At 39.8% G+C, this 20119-nt stretch carries 16 protein-coding genes and 1 tRNA gene; 12 read left to right on the top strand and 5 right to left on the bottom strand.

Translation table 11 applies throughout. The annotated features are described in order from the left end of the window. Positions 1-365: 365 nt before the first annotated feature. The 4 genes from PJIAN_RS13510 to PJIAN_RS13495 all read left to right on the top strand — a co-directional run bounded on the left by PJIAN_RS13510 (position 366) and on the right by PJIAN_RS13495 (position 6761). A complete protein-coding gene (locus PJIAN_RS13510) occupies positions 366-4181 on the top strand; it encodes a YobI family P-loop NTPase (RefSeq protein WP_068705937.1) in 3816 nt (1271 codons plus the stop codon). Positions 4182-4220: 39 nt separating this feature from the next. Continuing rightward, positions 4221-4799 carry an energy transducer TonB gene (locus tag PJIAN_RS13505; RefSeq protein ID WP_068705935.1) on the top strand — a complete coding sequence of 193 codons (579 nt, stop codon included), beginning with the start codon at positions 4221-4223 and terminating at the stop codon, positions 4797-4799. A gap of 631 nt (positions 4800-5430) precedes the next feature. Beyond that, positions 5431-5841 carry a nuclear transport factor 2 family protein gene (locus PJIAN_RS13500; protein WP_369691206.1) on the top strand — a complete coding sequence of 137 codons (411 nt, stop codon included), beginning with the start codon at positions 5431-5433 and terminating at the stop codon, positions 5839-5841. Between the two features lie 530 nt (positions 5842-6371). Beyond that, the gene (locus tag PJIAN_RS13495) at positions 6372-6761 is read left to right on the top strand and encodes an endonuclease domain-containing protein (RefSeq protein WP_068706482.1); all 390 of its coding nucleotides are present in this window, start codon (positions 6372-6374) and stop codon (positions 6759-6761) included. A 294-nt stretch (positions 6762-7055) separates the two neighbouring features. Here the strand turns inward: PJIAN_RS13495 and PJIAN_RS13490 are convergent, their stop codons facing one another. Next, positions 7056-7607: a 5'-methylthioadenosine/S-adenosylhomocysteine nucleosidase family protein gene (locus PJIAN_RS13490; protein ID WP_068705929.1), complete on the bottom strand. Its 552-nt coding sequence runs from the start codon at positions 7605-7607 to the stop codon at positions 7056-7058. A gap of 187 nt (positions 7608-7794) precedes the next feature. Here PJIAN_RS13490 and PJIAN_RS13485 point away from each other — a divergent pair, with 187 nt between their 5' ends. Then, entirely contained in the window at positions 7795-9450 is a 1656-nt protein-coding gene (locus PJIAN_RS13485) for a Kelch repeat-containing protein (protein WP_172795618.1), read from the top strand. Positions 9451-9463: 13 nt separating this feature from the next. Then, on the top strand, positions 9464-10858 hold the full coding sequence (locus PJIAN_RS13480; protein WP_068705924.1) for a fibronectin type III domain-containing protein: 1395 nt from the start codon (positions 9464-9466) through the stop codon (positions 10856-10858). On the opposite strand, the gene PJIAN_RS13475 is transcribed toward PJIAN_RS13480, so the two are convergent. The 4 genes from PJIAN_RS13475 to PJIAN_RS13460 all read right to left on the bottom strand — a co-directional run bounded on the left by PJIAN_RS13475 (position 10855) and on the right by PJIAN_RS13460 (position 14001). Next, positions 10855-11391, bottom strand: coding sequence for an O-acetyl-ADP-ribose deacetylase (locus PJIAN_RS13475; protein WP_068705922.1), 537 nt, complete (start codon positions 11389-11391; stop codon positions 10855-10857). The two genes, PJIAN_RS13480 and PJIAN_RS13475, sit on opposite strands and share 4 nt — an antisense overlap. A 12-nt stretch (positions 11392-11403) precedes the next feature. Further along, complete coding sequence (locus tag PJIAN_RS13470; RefSeq protein ID WP_068705921.1) at positions 11404-12093, bottom strand: SGNH/GDSL hydrolase family protein; 690 nt, start codon at positions 12091-12093, stop codon at positions 11404-11406. A 75-nt stretch (positions 12094-12168) separates the two neighbouring features. Then, a complete protein-coding gene (gene aroC / locus PJIAN_RS13465; RefSeq protein WP_068705919.1) occupies positions 12169-13242 on the bottom strand; it encodes a chorismate synthase in 1074 nt (357 codons plus the stop codon). Positions 13243-13410: 168 nt separating this feature from the next. Beyond that, positions 13411-14001 carry an FKBP-type peptidyl-prolyl cis-trans isomerase gene (locus PJIAN_RS13460; protein ID WP_068705917.1) on the bottom strand — a complete coding sequence of 197 codons (591 nt, stop codon included), beginning with the start codon at positions 13999-14001 and terminating at the stop codon, positions 13411-13413. Between the two features lie 340 nt (positions 14002-14341). Between PJIAN_RS13460 and PJIAN_RS13455 the strand changes: the two genes are divergently transcribed. The 6 genes from PJIAN_RS13455 to rnhB all read left to right on the top strand — a co-directional run bounded on the left by PJIAN_RS13455 (position 14342) and on the right by rnhB (position 20049). Then, positions 14342-15811, top strand: a complete 1470-nt coding sequence (locus tag PJIAN_RS13455) for a tryptophanase (RefSeq protein ID WP_068705915.1) — start codon at positions 14342-14344, stop codon at positions 15809-15811. 121 nt (positions 15812-15932) lie between these two features. Continuing rightward, complete coding sequence (locus tag PJIAN_RS13450; protein ID WP_084252419.1) at positions 15933-16916, top strand: alpha/beta hydrolase; 984 nt, start codon at positions 15933-15935, stop codon at positions 16914-16916. Between the two features lie 46 nt (positions 16917-16962). Beyond that, entirely contained in the window at positions 16963-17613 is a 651-nt protein-coding gene (locus PJIAN_RS13445; RefSeq protein ID WP_172795617.1) for a YiiX/YebB-like N1pC/P60 family cysteine hydrolase, read from the top strand. A gap of 268 nt (positions 17614-17881) precedes the next feature. Further along, positions 17882-17955, top strand: a tRNA-Met gene (locus PJIAN_RS13440). 151 nt (positions 17956-18106) lie between these two features. After that, positions 18107-19441, top strand: coding sequence for an NAD(P)/FAD-dependent oxidoreductase (locus tag PJIAN_RS13435; protein ID WP_068705911.1), 1335 nt, complete (start codon positions 18107-18109; stop codon positions 19439-19441). Further along, entirely contained in the window at positions 19423-20049 is a 627-nt protein-coding gene (rnhB, locus tag PJIAN_RS13430; RefSeq protein ID WP_068706478.1) for a ribonuclease HII, read from the top strand. Before PJIAN_RS13435 ends, rnhB begins: the two co-directional genes overlap by 19 nt. Positions 20050-20119 lie beyond the last annotated feature (70 nt).

Below are 20119 nucleotides of genomic sequence, written 5' to 3'. Positions count from 1 at the left end.
ATCTTCAACGAAAGCTCTCACACTGTGAGGGCTTTTTTTGTTTTATAAACTGCCGGAAGATATTCAAAATATTTTGCAGTGGTTTTTAATAAGTAGTTGAAATATTATTACGAAATATTACATCATTATATGTAAAAACGGTTATGATGTTAAAGAAAAATAGTAAGTTTGCGGGAGCGAAAGTTAAATGACTGTGGCTGTCTGTATTGCGGTTGAACTGAAGATTTTTGTACAAAACGCTTTGGTTGTGAAGACCAGATGCTGATTGGCTCAACCTTGAATCAAAGAAGGTCTCTAAATAAATTAGCTCAACTTTACGAATTCATCAAATCCAAAATAAAACCCATCTCTCGAAATATTATTCCATGAAAAACTGCATCATACAAGCATTGAATTGGTTGCTCAACAAGCTACAACATCAAAACAAGGTAGAATGTAAAGATAACGATGAAAGCACATCAAATGTGCAAAAGCAATTTGACTTAGCGGCCACCATTATTCAACAAGAAGATGAGAACGGAGAACCAAATAAGTCTTATCAAACTGTATGGGATTTAGCGGCAAAATTACCCGATCCAAACGTATCTAATATAGCTCTTACCGGACCATTTGGGTCGGGTAAAAGTTCTATTCTGAAAACTTTAAAGCATGATTTTTCCGAATATAATTATCTTGACATCTCTTTAGCTACGTTGGAAGCATACAAGGAAATACCTGAAATTGAAGATGAAGAAATTGTAGGTTCAGAAAAAGATGCTGAAAAACAACTAGATGCACAAAATAATCAACCGAAAGGATCTCAACCCACTAAAACAACCCTTGATAAAAAAAAGAAGTCAGAAAAGTCAATTCAATTAGACAATGAAGCATCTTTGAATCGATTAATAGAATACAGTATTCTTCAGCAACTAATTTATAAAGAACGGATTCAGGATATTCCCGAATCCAGATTCAAACGGATTAAACATATCGACAAATGTAAGAGTTTTGTATATTCAATTCTGAGTATAATTTTTATCGCAGCATTATGTATCGTACTTGAACCAAAGCTCTTATACAATCAATTTCTTTATAATCTGCTTGCGGTAGGGACCACAGCTAAAACAATTTGGGATATTTTAGCTCTAATCTATATCGTAATTTGTGGATTCTGTATCATTCGATGGCTGATTACCAATCTGTACAATAGCCGACTAAATAAGATAAATCTAAAAGACGGAGAAATTGATCTGGCTGAAAATACTTCTATTTTCAATAAACACCTGGATGAAATTATATACTTCTTTGAAGTAACTAACTATAATGTTGTTATAATTGAAGATCTGGATCGCTTTGCCACCCATCATATCTTTTTAAAGCTAAGGGAGCTAAACCAATTACTCAACAGATCTAAGGCAATTAATCCTGACAGAACACGAAAAATCACCTTTATCTACGCGGTGAAAGATGATATCTTCAATGATTCATCCCGTACCAAATTCTTCGATTATATAGTAACCGTAATACCGATAATTAATCCCTCCAACTCTTGCGAAAAACTGAGGGATTCATTGCATAAGATTATTCCTGAGACCGATTCGGATATCTCCGATCAGGTTTGCAAAGAGCTTGGCTTTTACATAGATGATATGCGCCTTTTATTGAATATCGTCAATGAATACAAGCAATATCGCTATAGATTAGCGGACCAATTAGAGCAAAAGAAGTTATTGGCCATGATTATATATAAAAACTACTATCCGAAAGGTTTTGCTTCGCTGCACAATCAGAAAGGGATTGTTTACGATGCTATTTCCAATAAAGAAAAATATATTAAAAGTTCGATAGCTTCAAAAGAGAAACAACGTGATGCTTTAAAAGCAGAGTTAGTAAAGATTCAAACCCAATATCAGGCTTTTTCTCAAGAAGAACTTAGAAAATACTATATATTTCATTATTCCATTCATCATCCCTCAATTTTTGCATTTTCTGAATCCTATGATTCAAGTAAGAAGCATTTATTAGCAGAGGTAGCCAAAGACCCTTCTTTATTCAATAAGCTGATGAACAACGATTTTCAGTACTACTGGAGAAGTAATAGAGATTTTGTAAGCTTAGAAACAAAATTCCAAACTATAGAAAAAGAGGTCGATCCCAATTATACATATCAACAGCGGGTATCATTGATTCCAAAACGAGTAGATGAAATAAACACAGACATAAAAAAACTTGATTTATCTATTATAGAAATCAAATCTCAATCGTTGGGTCAGATTCTTCAGCAGTATTCGGCAGAAGCTTTTTTCCATGAGGTAGAAGATAGCCATTTAATCTCTTTCCTATTACGCAATGGCTATATCGATGAAGATTATTACGATTATATATCCTATTTCTATCCCGGAACAATGACAATCTCAGATAAGGCATTTGTATTGGGTGCTAATTGTGGAAGAAAGAAAGAGTATCACTATCACATTCATAAGCCTGAAGCCGTTATTGAACAACTGCTGGATGCCAGCTTTTCTACAGGATCCATGTTGAACATTGATTTGGTTCATTTTCTCGTAAATACCAAAGATCAATATGTGCAACAATCAAGTAACATTGTAGAATACGTAAAAAAAGGAAAATCATTCGATTTCATCAAGGCATATTATGAACAAGGATTAGATGCTACGCCTTTCTTTAATGAACTATTAAATTCTTGGAATAAGTTTTTTATGGTTGCCATAAAAAAACAGCAAGACCAAGAACTTGCCAATCTCAATTTTGAGATTTTATTGAAATTCTTTCCTCAATCTAAGATTGAAAGTTACAAGACTGAAGAATTCAAAACGTATATATCAACCCGATTTGATTTTATTTCTCAACAACCCAGCGAAAATAGTTTGAATAACTTTAAATTTATAACGAAAGAACTGAATATCAAATATCAAAATCTCGTACTATCAGAAAGATTAGTCGTTGAGTGCTTGCAATATGTAGTTGATGGTTATTTCTATCAATTAACTAATGATAATATATTAGCCATTCTCAAAGCATTTAATCCATCGTATGAAGCTTTGTATTCAAAAGCCAGTTATACTGCTATAATGGATTCTGATAATGTGAAATTATGGGAATATGTAGATGCTAATATAACCGATTGCTTGGAAAATGTTTTTCCGTCTACAAGTATTCACGAATCATCGACTATTAACGCTGAGATCATTAATAATCCAGATATTCAAGAAGAAACAAAACTGTATTATTTATCAAAGCAAGAGAATAAAATAGATGATATTAATGATATAGATGAAGAATACTGGGATTTGGCTTTAAGAAGTAATATTATTTCCCCAACATGGAATAATATTGCACTTTATACTTTTCCTGAGGATGGTGAAATAAAAATATCGGTAGATCTAATCCATTTTATAGAACTCAATAATGAAATATTAGCATTACATTCAATAAGAGATTACATCTCAGAAAAACATGGGAAACTTTTATTTGCTTTATTGATTAATACGAATCAATTATCGTTGCAAGTTTATAAGAATATCAGGAAGGCTTTTGATCAAACTTTTAATGATACTGATTTTACTCAATTAGAAGAAGTCCGAGTTCAATATCTGATTGAAACGAAAGGAATAGAATTTAATCTACATAATTATCAGCTCATAGAAGATCATTTTAAAAATCAAACAATTGATTTTATTTTAGAGAATAAAAGCAGCTATTTTTTTCTAATTAAAGAGTTAGACCTCAAACCGAATATTGCCTTAAAACTACTGCAAAATGATCGCCTTACACAAAATGAAAGACTAACCATAATTTATACCCTATCGATAGAAATAGTAGATAAGCAACCCCAATTAGCTACAACAGTCTGCAAAATACTAAGTACCCAACAAGAGATTAAACTGAGCAAAGAACTCGTGATTGAATTATTGAAGAATAGTACAAATCAAGAATATAAACTCACTCTCTTTACACAGAAATGCATCACGTCTACGTATGATGAAGAGTTCGTGGTTGAAGGATTAACCCAATTAGGAGGAGATTATGCTAAAATCGCATTACAAAAAGGTAAACGACCAAAATTTGAAAACAACAAACACAATCTACTGCTTTCTCAGTTCTTGTGGAAATATAATTTTACATATGAACCTAAGATCGAAGATGATATGATCCGGATTGTTTCAAAAAATATAAGATAAGTTTCTCCGCTAGCGCGGATCTCCTGATCCGTGCTAATCATGAAAGAATTTAGTATGGCATGGGCACAGAGCAGAGCTCTGCGCCAGCCGGGGACTTGGGGACAGTGCCCCGCTTCGCTTAGGCTTGTGCTAAGAGGGCATCGTGAGAATATATCGAGTAGGAAAATGCAGAAATATATGAAAAAAGTTATTATCCCGTGTCTTATAAGTGTTGTGGGGTTATTGTATGCACAGACACCAACCAACAAGTATCATAAAATTGTGATCAATGGCATTGAACATGAAACAAACGGTATAGATACAATTTGTATTGTGGATACTATGCCTGAATTTCCAGGTGGAAAAGAAAAATGTTTTCAATTTATTTCCTCCCATTTACGATATCCGGAATCTGCTTGGAAAGATCGAGTAGAAGGAACCGTCATAATCCGTTTTGTAGTATACAAAACCGGTAAGATTACAAATATCACAATAGTTAAAGGAGTAAGAGGAGATCTGGATAATGAGGCGATAAGGGTACTTTCGTTAATGCCAAAATGGAAACCTGCCATAAAAACAGGTCAGCCTATATCAATGAAATATACGATTCCTATTAAGTTCGGATTACCAAGAGAATAAATGAAAAGAAAAAAGACTTCCGTTCACGCGATGTAATCGCATGAGCAAACCAAGCGGAGGTATATATCCGGAAAATTCCATCAATATATAGGTTGCTGAAACCGGCAATGTTTTTGATTTAATAGAAAGAGCAAAACTGGCACTAGATTGTCCATTTTCGATTTATGTTCCTCTGGTTCTGAGTAGCGTGTAAAACGGGTTGAGGTTCTGCGTATGGCTCTGCCGATGTAGAAATAGGATACTGCTCTCGCGCAAATTGAAAATCAACGGAGTTAATGCATCGCGTGAGCAACCATGCATAGCCTTGAATTTTTTTGCTTCCTTTTTAGTTTAAGTGGAACATCCCGACCGAAAGGGAGGGGACAAAAAGGAAGTAGGGGGCATAGGGGCGGAAGCCTCTTATCTAATTATGTAATTCTTAAATGCGTAATACCTGTTCATCCTTCTAATAAAAAAATGGTATGAAACGAACATGTTGCTTTACAACGCTCAAGGGTTCCTGATAGCTATCGGGAAATAATTTCAGCAACATGAAGTTACATACGACCTTTAAAAAATAAATTATTATCGTATGAAAAAAGCAATACTCATTGTCTGATTGGGATTTTTTTCGTTGGGATATGTCTGCAATGTGAGCGGACAAAAACCTTCATCAAAAGCAATTGAAACCCGGGTGGACTCAATTTTTCATGAAATGATTAAGGCTGGAGAAAATCTGGACTATAATAAACTTACCACAGGTGTGGATGACAAGCATAGTGCAGGTTTTATTGTTGGCGGCACTTATTATGAGAAGTATGATGAGTTGATTGATTTGCTCAAGTCACGATCTTCGGGTGTGGCCGGACAGCACATCACCGTGCAGAAAGAGAAGATTACGGTATTGTCCGAATCTATTGCGTTGTTGACTGCTAGCGGTGAATCGCAGATTGAATTGAAGAATGGCTCTGTCGTTGCTACAAAATTTGACTGGTCGTTTGTTTACGAGAAAATAGATAATCAGTGGAAGGTAATCCAGTCGCACCAATCGGTAAGCCGGTGATTAAACTAGATTTCTGTATGAACAATGATACATTTACCTTCTGCAACAAAGAATATACCCCTGATGACTCCGCTAGCGCGGATCTCCTGATCCGTACAAAGTAGAGATAAGCTAGTGTGGAATGGCATAATTTACCCCTATTTAGCTTCGCTGATTTTCAATTCCCCTACAGGGGACTTGGGGACAGTGCAAACAGGAGAGTTTGAGAAATGAGATTGTTTTTCTTAGGCAGATTGAAGCCCCTGTAGGGGTTTGGGGTAGAACACTAAAGCATCAGGGCTAAAGCCCGAATAGGATAAGGTCTTGTAGACTCCGCCCTGAAGGACGGAGTTATGTTTCTCTTCGCTAGCGTGGGTTTCCTGATTCGTGCTAAGTAGAGATGTTAGTGTGGAATAGCATAGCTTACCCCTAAATCCCCTACAGGGGACTTGGAGACAGTGCAAACAGGAAAGTTTGATAAATGAGATTGTTTTTTTACAGGCAGATTGAAGCCCCTGCAGGGGTTTGGGGTTGAACTAAATCTTACACCGATGCTTCAAAAGAATACGGTAGAACATACCATGTATTACAATGCTTTGCCCTCGATTTTTGCAAAGGCAAAAGAGTTACGGGAAAATATGACTCAGGCGGAAATGATGCTTTGGGAGAAACTCAGGCGCAATCAATTGGGAGTTCGGTTTAAGCCACAGCATCCGATTGATATTTTTATTGCCGATTTTTATTGTCATCCGGCTAAGCTGGTTATAGAAGTAGACGGTCAAGTTCATGCATCCCAAACAGATTATGATGACGGACGTACTGCAGAACTTGAGCGTTTGGGTATTACTGTCATTCGCTTTCGAAATGAGGAAGTGTTCGATGATATTGACAAAGTAATAAGGAAAATTAAGCAGAAATTATATGAGCTGGATCGTCAATAAACAGAGTTCCTGATTTTCTATTTCCTTAAAAGAACTTTGGGGCGGTGCAAACAGGAAAGTTTGAGAAATGAAATCGGTTCTAACAGGCAGATTGAAGCCCCTGTAGGGGTTTGGGGTAGAACACTAAAGCATCAGGGCTAAAGCCCGAATAGGATAAGGGCTCGGAGACTCCGCCCTGAAGGACGGAGTTATTTTTGTTCAGGTTCTACGTAACGTGTCAATCCGATTGGTTCTGAGTATGGCTCTGTTGCTGGTGAGAATTGAGCAAGCACCGCTTCCTGCTGCAAATGAAACTCATTTCTGGCTATGGAAGAAAGCCTGAAGTCCCTTTTGGGCATCTTCCAGTTTGTCTTCCCAGTGTTTAACCGAATTTTCTCCGATTTTGTCGGTAATGTATTTCACGGAAACGAATGGGATGTGGCGTCGTTTACACAATGCAGCTACGGCGAAGTTTTCCATATCAAAAGCGTCTGCTTCATCAATTACGCGGGTGACGAACGAGTCTCCCGTATTGCAGGTATTGTTCTTATCCCAGTGTTCGATGATGGGAATGTTCTGTAGTTCTTCTTTGAAATCAAGGTGATAGGTAACTCCAAAATCCTTGCATTTCTTCATGTCCCTGTCCACAAATGTGTCGCAAATTACGATTGAATCCACGTCACGGTCGACCGAACCCGCAGTGCCGATATTGAGTATTAAATCGGGCTTTTGTATCCCGATTGCATCAATAACAGCCAATAATGCGTTTACTTTTCCAACTCCTGTTTCGCAGTAAGTGATGGAGCAACCGGGGAAAAATACGGCAACGCGTTCCTGTGGGATGGCATAGGTGACAAGAATATTCATAAATTATTTTTTTGCAAAGGTAGAAAAAAGCCATCGTATTTGGTTGTGGTTGGTATTGTGTTGGTTTGGATCTGAGTTTTTTGTTTTTTTTTGAGAAAAAAATATTTATATGGCAATAAAAAAATATCTATCTTTGTTTTTATATTTTTTGTATTGAAAACTGAAAATGTATCTTTTCTCTTTAACCATGAAAAAAACGCTTCTCATTCCTGCCGTAATTATTTTACTTTCATTGGTACTTCATGGTTGTAAGAAGATTTATGAAGATTTCGAGACTCCTTCCATTTCGATTATTAGTGTAAAAACTCTTTCAAAGGACTCCTGTGTTATTGGAATTAAAACCGATCAGGGGGCAGGGACATCATTTCATAAATACTATCTTGATTTTTATGAGCTTACAGATATGAATAATCATTTTACCTATGATTTGAACTTGTCAGAAAACAGATTGGATTCATCCTGGGTGAAAATAAAGATGCCTACGCAATATCATGATTATAAGGTGAGAGCGGTACTCGAATCGGACAAAAATGTTTATTCGTCCTCATACAAGGTAGTCTATTTGTCTTCGGATTTTAATAATACGGATTTCGGTATAAAGTATATCGATTTTTACAGTTCCGGAATTGATAGCTACTATACTGACGAAGGTCAGGGAATTGGTTCAACACCTTTAAAAGGTAAATCGGTCTCACTCAATGTTCATTATACGAAGTTTATTCCTTCTTCCAGTTCTGTAGTCGTTAAGCTCAATGATAATATAACTCTTCCCGCTTCTTTAAGCTCTTCCGGAACTATGACCGATGGGGTTTCGTGGTGTCAACCGGTGATTCCCGAAAATCTGGCTGCAGGTGATTATACCGTATCCGTTTATATAAATGGTGTAAAATACCTGGTGAATAGTAAATTGAGAAGTTATCCGGGTAGCTCGGTCATAGAAAATATAACACCACCATCATCTTCCTGGTATAGTTATGGAGCATTGCGTACTTGTTTTAAGCTCGGAAGTAAAGTTTACTATGTTTATCGTCAACCCGCTTATTCTGTCATTGTTTATGATCTTGAATCCAAGGTTTGGATGCGCAAAAATAAATTGCCGGATCCTGCAGATGTTACCGAATCTGTATCCTGGATTAATGATGCCTCCTTTGTTTATGGAGGTAAAAGCTATATACTCCCGAATGTAAGTAATAAGTTCGATTCTTCGAATTCCAGAATGGAATTGTGGAGGTATGATGATGTTATCGATAATTGGACGGTAGAAACACGTTACCCGGGGAAAGCCGGCTCCAAAACGTTTGCTTTTGTTGTGGGCGACAAGCTTTATATGGGCGGAGGCAGTAGCGGATATGGTATGGATGTAGCACCGGATTTCTGGGAATATGATTTTGTGACAAGAAAATGGCTTCAGAAAAAAGATTTAAGCACTTATCTGGCAACCTATGCCATTGCAAGTTGTGCTTCTCCAAATTATGGGTATGTGTTTACAGGTAACAGGGAGCTGTATCAATATAATGTCTTTACAGATCAATGGCAGAAAATTAGTACGTTGAATGGTGGCCCAATCTTTCGCAATTCAAGCACACTTTTGTATCAAAACGGAACAATTTATTTGTCCGGAGGATATACTTACCTTGAAGGAGCCCAAATTAACTTAACCGACACCTGGGCATATAATCTGACAACCGATAGCTGGACGTTGAGAAACAGATACAATGCTAATCCGAACATCCCATTTGAATATTCAAAATTGCCAACCTATTTTTATAATGACAAATTATATGTCGGATTCGCGTATGAATATTATAACAGTCTGTATTACAACATTGTTGTAACCCCATAAATTAATCGTTAGCATGACAATGATAAATGCTATAAAATACCTGATAGTGCTCATTCTTACATTCGTATTTATTTCGTGTAATGAATATCTGCCTGCCGTGGAGCCTGTTGTTCCGACATCTCAGAATGTGACGACTGTTGGCGATTTTGCAGTGAAAGTCTTTTCGGTGTCGGATATGGGCGTATATCTTACCTGGACGGCATCTTCTCATGCTAACCATTATGATATACTTGTGAATGATACGATGGCTATTCATGGAATTACGGATAATTATTATAGTGTATATGGACTTAAACCCAATACGGATCAGAAAATTACGATCAGAGCAGTCAGTGCGGATTTGTCCGTAAAATCGACATTGGTTACATTTAAGACAAAGCCTGTTTTTTTTGAAAATCAAAGTAAGATATATCTAAATAAATATGCATTCCAGTTAACTTATTACACCTCTTGTCGGAAAACAGCAGATGGCGGATATGTTCTGGTTGCAACCGGCACTAAAAACGCTAATAATTCTGAAGCTGTGATCAAGACCGATAGTAGTTTTAAGGTGCTTTGGGTCACGGAAATAGCATTTGGAGGTTTCGATCTTGGGACTGGGTATGGGGCTTCAGTGAATATTCTCAATTGCTCAGACGGAGGTTTTCTTATTGCAAATCGCAAAAAGATAGCCAAGGTTTCATCTTCGGGGGTGCTTTTGTGGCGCGATACCCCGGCTTCTTCTGAAGTGAATGATGTTGTAGAATTGTCGGATGGCTCTTATTTGGGTGTAGGTACTATTTCCAAAAGTTTTGGGGGAACTAATATGCCTTTCCTGTTTGTGAAATATGCATCGAACGGAACTAAACTATGGGAAAAATATAGTGGGGTTTCTTCCCGAAATATAGCGTATCGTATCGTTTCTAAAGGTGGTGGCCATTATTGGGTAAGCGGAAATATTGAATCTTCAGATCCCCGGATGAATTTAATGGAAATTGATGAAAGTGCAGTTGTGCTATCCGAAAAAGTCTTCAGCACATCTACTTATCCATTTAGTTTGTTGGCAACTGGCGATGGTAATTTTTATGCTGTGGGAACGATTTATTCCGGGTCTTCTTATACAAGGTCTATGAAGCTTTCTTCAGATGGAACCATATTGTGGGATTTGCAGGGAGGAACTGCTGGAGGAGGTAATCCTCAAGCTTGTAGTGTTTTGACAAATCATAATCTGTTGATGGCAGCATCCACTTATTCCACTTATCTGATCAGGGAGTTGAACCCGGACGGAACCTTGATTGCGAATATTCCGTTGTATAGTTTCTCTAACTGTGTTTATATTGATAAAGACAGTCGGGGGCGGTATATGTATGTTACTGCCAACGGAGATATTTATTGGATAAACCCGGATGGCTACAGGTCTGTTCTTTAACGTGTCTGATCCATCTCTTTGCGGATAAGACTTTCGTTTTCAGCATCGAAGCAGACAAAAATCACCTTTTCGATTGACGTCTCTTTTTGAAGGAAGTCCAGCACGGTGCGGACTGCAATATGAGCAGCTTTTTCCTTAGGAAAGTGATAGATGCCGGTGCTGATATTGGGAAAGGCGATGGTCTTACAATGATTGGCAACGGCAAGTGCCAAGGAATTCCGATAACATTCGGCAAGCTTTTCTTCTTCCTGATGGCTACCTCCGTACCAAACCGGTCCGACGGTATGTATGACATATTTAGCGGGCAGATTACCTCCTGTTGTGATTACGGCTTCGCCGGTAGGGCAGTCTCCCTGCCGGGCAACAATACGCTTGCACTCTTCGAGAATTGCCGGTCCTCCCGCACGATGTATTGCTCCATCCACTCCTCCGCCTCCCATAAGCGACGAATTGGCTGCATTTACAACGACATCAACACGAACCTTTGTGATGTCGCCCTTTAGCACTTCTATGCGACTGTTTGAAGATTGCATAGACAACGGTTTTTATTTTGACAATGCTTTTTGAATAGCTTTTTCTACTAAAGGTTCCATCACCATGTAGCCGGCAAGGTTAGGGTGAACACCATCGTAAGTCAGTTCGGCTTTTAATCCTTTGCGTTCATCAACCATTGCGCTGAAATAATCCACATAAATGATCTTTTTCTTTGCGCAATATTCTTTGATCCATGCATTTAAAGCGATGATTTTTTCGGCAGGTTGCAATCCTTTCTTCCATGGATAGTCATATACGGGAAGTACAGACGAAAGAACCACTTTGATTCCGTTGGCCTGAGCTATTTCAGTCATAGAGGCAATATTGTCTTCAATCATTTCCAATGTTGACGGGCCGGTGTTGCCTGCAATGTCATTCGTACCTGCAAGTATCACCACAACTTTGGGTTGCAGGTGGATTACATCGGCACGAAAACGAATCAGCATTTGCGGTGTGGTCTGTCCGCTTATTCCTCTGTCGAGATAAGGTTTGCCGGCGAAAAAGTCGGGATGTTTCTTAATCCATCCTTCAGTGATGGAGTTTCCCATAAAGACAATTCTCACTTCATTTTTTGCAGGTGCTTTCAGGGCTGCATTCTCGTTGGCGAATCTGCTTAAATTGGGCCAATCCTGTGCGTGAGTAAAATGGCAACTAAGCAATAAGGCAACGATAATGCCGGATTTGATAATGAAATTTTTCATGGCGGAAGTATTTGATTGTCATTCAACAAATGGGTTGTTCAATGGCAAATTGTAAATCTTTCAATTGTCAATTGATCAGTGGTTTGTTTTTGCAAGTAAACAGTAGTCAAGCAAGGTCATTGCAGTCATTGCTTCCACGATAGGTACAGCACGGGGCAGAACGCAGGCATCATGACGACCACGAGCCTTCAGTACAGTTTCATTGCCATGGATATCTACGGTTTCTTGTTCCATCAGGATCGTGGCAACCGGTTTGAATACCACCCGGAAATAGATGTCCTGACCATTGGAAATGCCACCCTGAATACCACCCGAACGGTTGGTTGTGGTGGTTATTTTGCCATCCTGGTTGATAAAAACGTCGTTGGATTCCGATCCTTTGTAAGGGATTCCGTCAAAGCCGCTTCCATAATCAAAGCCTTTTACTGCGTTGATCGAGAGCATGGCGCCTCCCAGTGCAGCATGAAGCTTTCCGAATACCGGTTCTCCCCAACCCACAGGAACGTTTTTGGCCACGCAGGTAATAATGCCGCCGATGGTATCTCCGTTTTTGCGTATTTCGCGGATCAGCTCTTCCATTTTGTCGGAAGTGGCAGGATCCGGACAGCGTACAATGCTCTCTTCCGTTTTGCCCAGATCGTAATCGGTATAGCGGCCCGGAAGCGCAATTGAACCTACCTGAGAGGTGAACGCGTTGATCTGAACCCCGGTTGAACGGAGTGCAAGTTTGGCAATAGCACCGGCAACCACTCGAGCAATGGTTTCGCGCGCTGAGCTGCGGCCTCCTCCACGGTGATCGCGCACTCCATATTTGGTCTGATATGTAAAATCGGCGTGTGAAGGGCGGTATGTTTCGCGAAGATTATCGTAATCGGATGAATGCTGGTTGGTGTTACGAATGATGAATCCGATAGGAACACCCGTTGTTTTACCTTCAAAAATTCCGGAAAGAAATTCCACTTCGTCGGGTTCTTTGCGTGGAGTAACAATGTTAGACTGTCCCGGACGGCGCCGGTTCAGTTCGTTCTGAATAAACTCCATGTCGATTTCGATACCGGCAGGGCATCCGTCAATCACTCCGCCTACAGCAGCGCCATGCGATTCGCCATAAGAGGTTAATTTGTATATATTTCCGAAAGTGTTGGACATAATGTAGTAATGAGAAGTGAATAATGAGTAACAAGAATTCGGTAATCAGATTGTTGCAAAAGCGGACTTTGTTGTGCTTAATCCTAAAAAACAAGGTGAGAAGTGAAACGGCATCCTGCAACAGGATTGTTCACCTCTCACCTCGTGTAAGATTATTCTGTGGAAAGCTTATTTGCAGTCGCAATCGCCGCCACAGCCACAGCTTGAACCTTCAGCATCATGGTCGTCGCCGCAACCACCGCCGCAGCCTGAACAGCCACCGCTGCAACCGCCGCCCATAAATGAAGCCAGTTCTTGTTCTGTAGCATCACGAACTTCCAGTACAGAGCCTTTGAAGTGCAAAGTTTCGCCTGCAAGAGGATGGTTGAAGTCAACTTTGATAGTTTTGTCGCTGATTTCAACAACCTGAGCGTTGATGCGGGTGCCGTCAGAGTCCATCAAAGGAACAACGTTGCCCACAAAAACCATATTTTCATCCAGTTTACCGTCTACTTCAAAGATTTCACGGGGCAGATCAACCAGATTCTCGTCGTCATATTCTCCGTAAGCGTCTTTGCTGTCAATCTTGAAATCGAATGTATCTGAAACTTTAAGCCCATGTAAATTCTTTTCAAATTCAGCAAGCATCATACCGATACCAAAGCAAAAGGTAAGCGGATTTTGTGCAGTTGCCTGCTCCATTAATTCGGGTTCCTCGTTTTCACCACCGACATATAAATCGTAGGTAACTGAAACCATTTTGTTGTTTTGAATACTCATATCAATCAATTATTTGTCTGTTTTGCACAATCTGATAAAAACGGTGCAAAGATAGCGCATAAATGATGAAATTCAATGTCTGACAATAAATTTTACGAAGTGACAGAAGAGTTGTTAATTCATATTATTCCGGAATTTTTTCGTTTTATGTTTTAGTGTTGATGTGAAATAAGTCGTTGAGATGCCGTTTTTGAATCTTTGTCTTGAAAAAACGAATCATTTAATATAAATTTATTGATAATTGAAACTTTTAAGGAGGTGATAGTTGAAAAATTCAAGATATTTTATCTACCTTGCGAACAGTACAAATTAACTGATAAATCTAATACAAATTACACCAATGGACTCATTATCACAGAATTCGAGTGCAGTAAAGTTTTATAGCGGAGAAAATATTCCTCTCGAACTGCACAAAGTGCGCATCGTACAAAAACTTCATTTAGTACCTATCGAAAGACGTTTGGAAGCCTTGTACGAAGGTGGCTTTAATACATTCCAACTGAATACAACAGACGTTTTTCTTGATATGTTGACGGATAGCGGTACAAACGCAATGAGCGACAAACAGTTGTCTGCTATGATGATTGCCGATGATGCTTATGCCGGTTCGCAAAGTTTTATCCGTTTGCAAAAAGCGGTCGACGATGTTTTAGGCAAAAAATACTTGCTCCCGGTACACCAGGGTCGTGCTGCTGAGCACATTCTGGGTGTGGCTTATGTGAAAAAAGGGAGCATGGTTCCGATGAACTATCACTTTACTACCGCATTGGCTCACATTACCGAATGTGGTGGACAGATCTCGGAATTGCTGTATCCTGAAGCTTATAAAATTGACTCGGATCACCCCTTTAAGGGCAATATGAATATTGAGGCTTTGGAAGAATGTATTCAAAAACACGGGAAAGATAATATTCCTTACATTCGTATGGAAGCCTCTACCAATCTGATTGGCGGGCAGCCTTTCTCGGTGCAGAATATGCGCGATGTACGTGCAATTGCCGATAAATATGGTATTCGCTTGGTGCTTGATGCAAGTTTGTTGGGCGAAAATGCGTATCTGGTAAAACAACGCGAAGCCGAATTTCAAGATAAGTCGATGGCAGAAATCCTGTTGACATTCACAGGAATGGCCGATATTATCTATTTTTCAGCACGGAAATTAAGCTCATCCCGTGGTGGTGGTATTTGTACCAACGACATAAAAGTATACAAGGAACTTGAAGCTTTAGTTCCTCTCTTTGAAGGCTTCCTGACCTATGGCGGTATTTCTATCCGCGAAGTGGAAGCGATGGCCGTAGGTTTGTACGAAACACTGGATGAAACAATGATTTCGCAAAGTCCATCGTTTATTAAATATCTGGTGGAAGAAGCTAAGAAACTGGGAATCCCGATGATTACACCTCCGGGTGTTTTGGGGGCCCACGTGGATGCTATGTCATTCTGTAGTCATATCCCTCAAACACAATATCCGGCTGGAGCTCTGGCTGCTGCGTTCTTCCTTATTTCGGGGGTTCGTGGTATGGAACGCGGTTCTGTCTCAAATCAGCGTGATGAAAATGGCAACGAAACATATGCTGATATGGAATTGCTTCGCTTGGCTGTCCCGCGCCGTGTGTTCACCCTTTCACAGGTGAAATATGTTATTGACCGTTTGAAATGGTTGTATGATAACCGGGAAATGATCGGTGGTTTGAAATTTTATTACGAACCTTCGGTGCTGCGCTTCTTTATGGGTAAGCTGGAGCCGACATCCGACTGGCCGCAAAAATTGGTGGCTAAATTCCGTGCCGATTTCGGTGATAGCCTGTAATTCAATAGATAATTATCTAATATCATTGAAATATCTCGCTCCCGCAGGGTTAATCGCTCTGCGGGATTTTTTTGTTGCTGTCGTTAAATTTTGCTACAATTGCACCCTAAATTTTATCCTTATGCGTTTCTATGTTTGTTTGATTGTGATGGTACTGCTTGGCATGTCGGGTAATGTTTCTGCACAACATTACCGAATGCATCCAACTATTCCGACCGATAGTTCTTATAATGCTCAGAATGAGTTGATCAAAAACCGCAAAAAATATCCTGAGATATCTTTGGTGGGGTTGGGTGATCAGAGTAAGCTGTCTATCAACAATGATTTGGTGTATGCAAAGTACGGGCAACGCGAAATGCATTTGGATTTGGTACGCCCCAAAGGGGAGAAGAAAGTCCCTGTGGTGGTTATTATTCATGCCGGAGGCTGGCGTTCGGGCGAAAAGAATATGGATCGTCATATTGCGTACGAATTGTCCAGAAATGGGTTTGCAACGGTATGTGTGGAATATCGCTTGTCGATGGAAGCAAAATATCCGGCTGGTGTTCAGGACGTAAAAACTGCTATTCGATGGGTGCGCGCTAATGCAGCTAAAAATCATTTGGCTGGGAATAAAATTGCAATTTTTGGAACTTCGGCCGGAGGTCAACTGGCGGCTTTGATCGGAAGTGAGAATGGTACTGTGCCTTTGTATAAAACAAACTATTACAAGCAATTTTCGGATAAAGTGCAGGCGGTTGTCGATATGGACGGCGTACTTGCTTTTCTGCATCCTGAATCTTCCGAAGGACAGGATCAACCGGGGAAATTATCGGCTGCGACTTTGTGGTTTGGCGTTTCTCCGAAAGAAAATCCGGCTCCCTTCAATGAGGCGTCTGCTCTCACACATGTTGGCAAGCAAACTGCGCCATTCTTGTTTGTGAATAGTGCTTTGCCACGCTTTCATGCCGGCCGTGACGATATGATTAAAAAGCTGAATGCACTCGGCATTTATCACGAAGTGCATACAATTGAAAATACACCCCATACGTTTTGGTTGTTCCGTCCCTGGTTTGATGAGGCAATGCCGTATGTGGTCAATTTTTTGAATAAGACTTTGAAATAAGAAAATTTATTTGTTGTAAATTGTTGAATTATAATTCTGTATGTGGGTGAAAAGATTTGTTGTTTTTCAACCTTTCCTTTTGTTCTTATTTATAACTGGAAGTTGTTTTGCTCAGCAAAAGAACTTTGCAACTCTGGTGAAGGAAGGTGATATTGTTTTTCAGCATCTGAATGGTGGTGAGCTGGGGCGTGCCATTGATAAAGTGACGCGTGGATACAGAGGGCGGGATTATAATCATTGCGGATTGGTTGTCAGGGTGGGGGATTCGTTGATAGTGGTTGAGGCGATCGGTAAAAATGTTCACCTTACAACCATTAAGGAATTTGAAGGAAGGTGTTCGGAGACTGATTTGCTTGTCGGTAGATTGAAGCCGAAATTTAGTTCTTTGATAGTTAAAGCGGAAAAAGCAGCACTTGCTTTGCAGGGAGTGCCTTATGATGACTATTTTGAAATGGATAATGGGCGGCTTTATTGCAGCGAGTTAATCTATGAGGCATTCAAAATGGCTAATGACGGAAAGCCTTTCTTTGTACTGAAACCAATGACTTTTAAAGATCCTGATACAGGAAAGCTTTTCCCTTCGTGGGTAGAATATTATAAAAATCTGAATTTCTCCATTCCTCAGGGAAAACCGGGTATCAATCCGGGCTTGCTTTCCCATTCGTCCAGACTCATTTTAATCTCCGTTTCTGAGTAAAATTTGTTTTTTATTCGAAAATGATGTGACGAGCCGATCAATTTTGAATTGAAAAATCGGGATAAGTACGACATGATTATTTGTTCCCCGCTATCTAAAGTGAATAAAAAGCGTGGTTTTGTAAACCCGGGTTTGCAATCCGGAATATGCTAAAAATGGATGATATGTTGATTATCTTGTATTTATGATTTATGTTGAAAATACAGCAAAAAAAGTCGTCAATCTATTTTGAAATTAACGAAATTGTTGTACTTTTGCACTGCGAAACGGCGATTTAGCTCAGCCGGTTAGAGCGCATGATTCATAATCATGAGGTCCGGGGTTCAAGTCCCCGAGTCGCTACTAAAGGCGCCTGTTGAATCCCTTCAATAGGCGCCTTTCTGCTTTTTTGTTAACCCTCCTCTTTTTGTTTTCTCCTATCCGTGTAAATCACGTTGAGATTGTGTGTATATTAGATTGTGTGTAAGTTTTAACTTTTAACTATTTCCTTATTATGACTACCATTTGTAACATTCCTCCAGCGAAAGACAAGAAACGTGTTGTTATTATTGGCGGTGGCTTTGGTGGCCTGAAAGTGGCTACAACATTGGATCCAAAGTATTTTCAGATTGTTTTGCTTGATAAGCGGAACTATCATCAGTTTCAGCCTTTGTTTTATCAGGTTGCTACTTCGGGTCTTGAACCAAGTACAATATCGTTTCCTTTTCGTAAAGTGCTACAAAAGAGACCAGATTTACACTTTCGCTTATGTGAAGCTTTGAGTGTGGATACAGAACTGAGCTGTGTTGAAACGACTATCGGTCGTGTTCGCTATGATTATCTGGTTGTGGCAACCGGCTGTGATACCAATTTCTTTGGAAATCAAAAACTGAAAGAGTCAAGCCTGGTCTTGAAATCGACGACAGAGGCTATTAATATGCGGAACGAAATTATTTTCTCACTGGAACGTGCAGCAAGTACGGCTGACACGGAAGAACGTGAAAAATTGCTCAATTTCGTTGTTGTTGGTGGTGGTGCTACAGGTGTGGAATTGGCAGGAGCTCTTGCTGAAATGCGGAAGTTCGTATTACCCAAAGATTACCCGGACTTCAAGGTGCAACGTATGCGTATCTATTTGGTGGATGGTCTGAATCGTTTGCTGAACGCATTTTCGGAAAAAGCGTCAAAAGAAGCTTTGGAGCACCTCACCAAGCTTCATGTGGACGTTATTCTTGGAGCAACGGTAACTTCGTATGAAAACGATCAAGTGCAGCTAAGCAATGGAGAATCTATCAAAACAAAGAACCTTATTTGGGTTGCCGGTGTTAGGGGTAACAGTATTAAAGGTTTCGAGAAAGAATTATATGGCCGGGGTAATCGTATTGTAGTAAACGAATTTAATCAGGTCAATGGATTTAAGAATGTGTTCGCTATCGGTGATACGGCTCTTGTTACTACACAGGATACTCCAAATGGTCATCCACAGGTGGCACAACCGGCTATACAGCAGGGAATAAATGTGGCAAATAACCTGAATAAGTTTGAGGCTGACGGAACTGCATTTAAGCCCTTCAAATATGTAGATAAAGGATCTCTTGCAACGATTGGTCGTAATTCGGCTGTGGCTGAGTTACCTTACGCCCGGTTCCGTGGCTTTTTGGCCTGGGTGCTGTGGTTGTTTGTGCATATTATGACCATTGTTGGCGTAAAAAACCGTTTGTTGGTATTTATTAACTGGATGTGGAGCTATATCACATATGACCAGTCGCTGCGTCTTTTGTTGAAAGATGAAGTGCCAGAAAGTGAAGGTAAAGAAACATGTCAAGAAACATGTCAAGAAACAGCATAGGACATACAAAGCTAGCTCCTTTTCTGTTAGCTGATTGTAACGAAGCAGGATGTGACGAGGCCGGGCGTGGATGCCTGGCCGGTCCTGTTTTTGCGGCAGCTGTAATTTTACCTCCCGATTATGACAACGATGTTTTGAATGACTCAAAACAGTTGTCCGAGAAAGTGCGCTATCAACTCCGTCCCGAAATTGAACAGAGCGCTGTTGCATGGGCTGTCGGTATTGTTTCTGCAGAGGAAATTGATCAGATCAATATTCTGAATGCTTCGATTCTAGCAATGCATAGGGCTGTCGATCAACTGATATTACGACCCGGACATCTCATTATTGATGGTAATCGTTTCAAAAAATACAGAGATATTCCTCATCAGTGCATTGTGAAGGGTGATGGCAAATACCTTTCAATAGCGGCTGCGTCAGTTCTGGCAAAGACGTATCGTGATGATTATATGAATGCTATTCATCAGGATTTCCCTGCTTATAACTGGCTGTCAAATAAAGGTTATCCTACCGCTAAGCATCGTGATGCCATTCGTGAATTCGGCATTACACCTCATCACCGGAAAAGTTTTCGTTTGCTCGAAAACCAGACTTCTCTTGAATTTTAATCGCGTTATATTGATAATTAAAGCTGTTTTTATGGGAATATTGAAGATAATTATTCCTTACCTTTGCGTG

Origin of the sequence: Paludibacter jiangxiensis, assembly GCF_001618385.1 — a bacterium.
GTDB lineage: Bacteria > Bacteroidota > Bacteroidia > Bacteroidales > Paludibacteraceae > Microbacter > Microbacter jiangxiensis.
Note: the sequence above shows the minus strand (reverse complement) of the source record. Positions and strands in the feature narration are given on the sequence as shown.